3 protein-coding genes are annotated in these 3,221 nt (G+C 35.8%); 2 read left to right on the top strand and 1 reads right to left on the bottom strand.

All coding sequences use genetic code 11. The features are described from left to right. The coding region (locus tag NKMY2_RS02765; RefSeq protein ID WP_042684292.1) for a tetratricopeptide repeat protein at positions 1-1,852 on the top strand (1,852 nt) is incomplete at its 5' end. 36 nt (positions 1,853-1,888) lie between these two features. Here NKMY2_RS02765 and NKMY2_RS02770 read toward each other — a convergent pair. Beyond that, complete coding sequence (locus NKMY2_RS02770) at positions 1,889-2,692, bottom strand: TrmB family transcriptional regulator (RefSeq protein ID WP_042684294.1); 804 nt, start codon at positions 2,690-2,692, stop codon at positions 1,889-1,891. A gap of 274 nt (positions 2,693-2,966) precedes the next feature. Here NKMY2_RS02770 and NKMY2_RS02775 point away from each other — a divergent pair. After that, positions 2,967-3,221, top strand: a 255-nt coding sequence (locus tag NKMY2_RS02775; protein ID WP_042684298.1) for an archaellin/type IV pilin N-terminal domain-containing protein, incomplete at its 3' end; no start/stop codon positions are given.

Consider the following 3,221-nt stretch of genomic DNA (forward strand, 5'->3'; position numbering starts at 1 on the left):
AATCACCTGCTTTGACGCAGCACTTGCAATTAATCCGTATGATGCAAGCGTATTGTATCAAAAAGGTATTACATTATACAATAACGAACAATATCATAATGCGATAATTTGTTTTGATAAAGTAATACAACATGATGAGCTGCATTATCTGTCATTTTATCACAAAGCCCAAACCATGTCGAAGATTGGAGATTATGTGGAAGCTTTGTTATGTTATGATCACGCATTAGCGATAAACGAAAAACACTTTGACTCATTATTTGGCAAAGCAACATGTCTAGAAAAAATTAAGAAATTTAATGATGCAGATAAAATATATGATGAAATTCTGGAACTTGTTCCAAATTCTACGGATGCATTATGTCATAAAGGCCTCTTGTTGGCACAGCTTCGTTGTCACAACGATGCATTCACCTACTTTGACAAGGCCCTATCCATCAACCAGAACCACTTTGACACACTGCTTGGAAAGGCAATCTCACTTGCGCAGCTCAACTCCCACAACGACGCACTCACCTACTTTGACAAGGCACTGACAATAAATCCAAACAATGTAGAAGCGTTATACTACAAAGGTTCCTCATTGATCTTAATTGATAAACATGATGAAGCGTTGATGGTGTTTGATCATGTCTTGGATCTGGAAAAAAACCATCACCTGGCCTTGTTTAACAAAGGGTTGATCTTTGAAAATACAGGAAGGTACAATGACGCTATTTTGGTTTTTGATCAAATCTTGCAAAAAAACACTAATCATATCGACGCAATGTTTCATAAGGGCATGATATTGAACAAATTAGAAAAATTCACAGCTGCAATATCTCACTTTGATCATGTACTTGAGTTAGAACCGAATCATGTTTTGTCCTTAATACACAAAGCTGTATCCCTTACACATTTAGATATGACAAAAGATGCATTGCTATACTATGACAAAGCATTGACATTAGAGCCAAATAATCTGGATGCGTTATACAACAAAACAACTACTTTACTGAAAACTGGCAAGCACAATGATGCATTAAGATACGCTCAACATATCTATTGTATCAATCCACAATATCGTGATACGTTATACTATATGGGATTGTGTCTTGGTAATCTTGGCAGTCTTGATGACGCAAAAAGAATTTTTGATGAGGCGTTAAAGATCAACCCAAATAATGTTGAGTGTTTATTCCAAAAAGGAGTGATTCTCTACAAAATTGGAAACTATGTCGACTCTGTTTTATGTTATGATGAAATAATGAAAATAGAACCAAATCATATGCTGTCGTTATACCAAAAGGGAATGTCATTGAAAGCAATGGGTCAGTATGCTGAGGCACTTTTATGTCATGAGAAAATTCTTGAAATAGAATCTGCAAATAATGATTCATTACTTGAAAAAGGCCTGATACTGTCAATTCTTGGACAACATGAAAAATCAATTGAATGCTTTGACCAGGTTCTCAAAAATGATCCAAGTAATTTTGCGGCAATTGCAAACAAGGCAAACTCGCTTGCAAGTATTGGACAACATTCTGATTCTATAGAATTACTGAATAAATCACTTCAAATCGAACCAAACAACATGGAAACTCTATTCCAAAAAGGACAATCTCTTCAAATCCTGGGAAAACAAAACGAGGCATTAGTGTGCTTTAACCGGGTGTTGGCAATAAGTCCAGACAACGCAAAGGCATTGTTTAATAAATCAAAGTCACTGCTTTTGCAGGGAAAAATAACTGACGCATTAGAATCTCTCCAAATAGTTGTAAACATAGAGCCAGCCTACAAAGAAATTGTCAAAAAAGACTCTGACTTTGGTAAATTAGGTACAAATCCGGCTTTTAGGATGATAATAAATTAAAAAGAATTACTGACTTAAAAAAATACAACCAAGTTGTTATGTCAATAACTCAATAGATTTAGCTTTCTTCCAGAGATGCGTACATAGGCTGTACATGTTGTTTATCATTTCGGACGAGTTTGTGTACATTATGGAGTCGTTGTCATCGTTTAAGTCCATTGATTCTTTTATGGAGCCTGACATGATTAACTGGCCTCCCTCTTCTACGATCATCCTGCTTTTTGATGGCAGTTTTCCAATCCTTGATTCTGACGCATTTAGTCTATTGACCAATGGCAATAGATTCTCAGAATTGGTGTATGTCAGTACCCTGACATCGCCCTTGTTTTGTCTACACATCTTTATTTTTTCTGGGATTGCAGTGTGGTACATTCTCAGTATGTCTTCGACAGTAGTGACAATGTAGATTGTTCTGGTGGACTCTTGAATCAATTTTCCAATTCGTGCATAAATGTTTGCACGACCTTGAATTATTGAGAATGATGATATTTCTGACACAGCTTCCGGTCTGGTAATTTGTTGCAGTTGTTCTACAATGTTACGAGACAGTTTTTGCATAGTGATGATTTCATCTTCTCTTCTTTGCATGATTATGGTCAGTCCCTCTTTTGGTTCTATTGCCTTACAAATTGTTGGATTTGAAAACGTTGTAGTAATCAAGCCAAGATTTCGTAATTTGTTGAGAGAACGGTACGCCTTTCCTCTGTCAATATCGAGTTTTGCAGACATGGTACCTACAGTTACTGAGCCCATTTGTAATAGTCCCAGATATACCATTGCGTCTGTTTTTTCTAATCCGAAATATGACAGTGACGTAATCAGTTCTTCCTGAATGCTCATTGTGTGACACCACTGTCATCTACAGATTTCGGACTTTGGTTTTTTTCGACATTGTTAATGAAATTAGTTTTTGTGTATTTCATGTACAATAGAAATTATAATAATGATTTGAGTTGTTGTCTGTTTCATTTAAACAAACATCAATTCTATTTGATTACGACTTTAGAATTTTTTAAATGATAATTTCTAGTATCAAAAAAACATTCAAACGATTCAATGTTTGATCATCCTGATCACACTCTAGGATATACCGTAATACCATCATAGAAATCCAATGAACCTTATTAGAAAAGGACATAGACAATCCCATCGAGGAGTCATAGGCGTAGAGTCTGCCATAGTTATGATTGCATTTGTAATTGTAGCAGCAGCTTTGGCTTTTGTCGTTCTCAACATGGGTTTTTCTACAACACAAAAAGCAAAGACCACAATATCCGCAGGTCTAAGTGAAGCATCAAGCAGCTTAGAAGTATCGGGTAAAGTTATTGCATCTGGTTATGTAACTGATGCAGCACTCGAAGTAATAGGA

It is taken from the genome of Candidatus Nitrosotenuis chungbukensis, assembly GCF_000685395.1.
Classification (GTDB): Archaea; Thermoproteota; Nitrososphaeria; order Nitrososphaerales; family Nitrosopumilaceae; genus Nitrosotenuis; species Nitrosotenuis chungbukensis.